The organism is Pseudomonas sp. S4_EA_1b (assembly GCF_016307435.1).
Taxonomy (GTDB): Bacteria; Pseudomonadota; Gammaproteobacteria; order Pseudomonadales; family Pseudomonadaceae; genus Aquipseudomonas; species Aquipseudomonas rhodesiae.
In genome coordinates, this window is record NZ_JAEILC010000219.1 from 1 (window position 1) to 1424 (window position 1424).

Annotated in this window: 2 protein-coding genes and 1 pseudogene; all 3 read right to left on the minus strand. The window is 43.5% G+C overall.

Annotated features, from left to right (window positions below):
* Positions 1-255: pseudogene (locus tag YA0848_RS35780) on the minus strand (hypothetical protein); the annotation flags it as partial.
* Positions 256-336: 81 nt separating this feature from the next.
* Complete coding sequence (comJ, locus tag YA0848_RS35785; protein ID WP_232925267.1) at positions 337-783, minus strand: competence protein ComJ; 447 nt, start codon at positions 781-783, stop codon at positions 337-339.
* 26 nt (positions 784-809) lie between these two features.
* On the minus strand, positions 810-1070 hold the full coding sequence (locus tag YA0848_RS36495) for a NucA/NucB deoxyribonuclease domain-containing protein (RefSeq protein ID WP_099312426.1): 261 nt from the start codon (positions 1068-1070) through the stop codon (positions 810-812).
* Positions 1071-1424 lie beyond the last annotated feature (354 nt).

Consider the following 1424-nt stretch of genomic DNA (forward strand, 5'->3'; position numbering starts at 1 on the left):
ATAATTCAATAAAGAATAAAAAACCGTTATAGTATGACTATTAGTCGCCTCCATACGAACAAGCTCTGTATTTTCGTCAACCTTCCAATTACGCGCGTGCGTTCGCGCGGTGACGATTATCAAGTCACTAAGGAAGCTTGGTTTGCTAGGCTCAGGCGTTTCTTCTGTTGCTTGTTTTATCAAGACCGCTGCTATACCAACAAACAACAGCACAAAACCCCAGCGCCAAAATCCTTTTTTTGTTTCATCAGTCATTATGTATAGCTCCCTTCAACCATTGATTGGTTTTTACGCGGTCTCGAATTAAAATAAATCCGCCCCCATTTCTCAGAAATTTTATCCCGCAGGAACCGCATCGATATCAAACTCACCTTGCTCGTCAATTTCGGCGTCTGCTCTCAACACCTCAAAATCGCAGCCCCCTAAATTCAAATGGACATTTATTTCATACACTCCACTTGAGGAGGGTCTTATAAATTCGACCTGAAAAGAATAATCTCCTTCAGGCAGTTCTAGAGAAACCGTACTCGAAATACTACCAACCTCAATATTTCTATCTATCACCGAGAAGGGAACTTTAAAGGCCCGAACCACGGCTGCGCTTATAGCGGGCACTTGTTCGTTAATGAAAAAGCTAATTATATGATCCCCTTCATCAATCAAAGCTCTAAAAGAGACACTCCCTAACCTCCACGCAAACCCTTGCGCATAACTACGATCACTCCAATCATTATACGGCTGATCAAGCGAACTCAAAAACACGCAAAATTGCGAATAAGACAAATATATACTTTCTCTAAACCTAGCCATTAGTCCACCACCTCAATTCTGACTTTCTCGCCATCGGGCAGTCCGCGACATGCATTACCTATACATGCGCCAGCCCCCATATTATCTTTCGGGCTTATGGATCTAACACCCGCTCCAGTCCCACCCTCTTTAAACATTGCCGGTGGATACTCATCTAACTGTTTTCCAGGGACCTTAGGAAGACCACCAATAGAGTCCTTTCTGTTCCCGGGAGCACCAGGCCTATCAATTGTTAAAAATGTATAACCTCCAATCAGCACGAAAAATGGCTAACCCTTTGATCTAAAAGGAAACACTTACCCCGGACGGGGGTGCGTGTTGTGTATTGAAATTTTGCTCCTGTTAAGGAGCGAAAACTCATGCTGAAAAAGGGCGTATTGAGCAGGTAGACCGTAGGCCGTCGGGTTGGTAGACAAAAAGGAGACAAAAGGACTACAAAAAGGGTACAGCTTGAGTACAAGAAGGCTACAGGATGAGTGCAGAAAGGCGGCAAAAAGGGTGCAAATAGAGTGCAAAACACCGGCGCAAGGCCGGTGTCGATAGTGCCTGATCAAGTTGGGTATATTGAAAACTACATCTGTCGAATATCAGATAAAAAATCATAAAATTCTTTT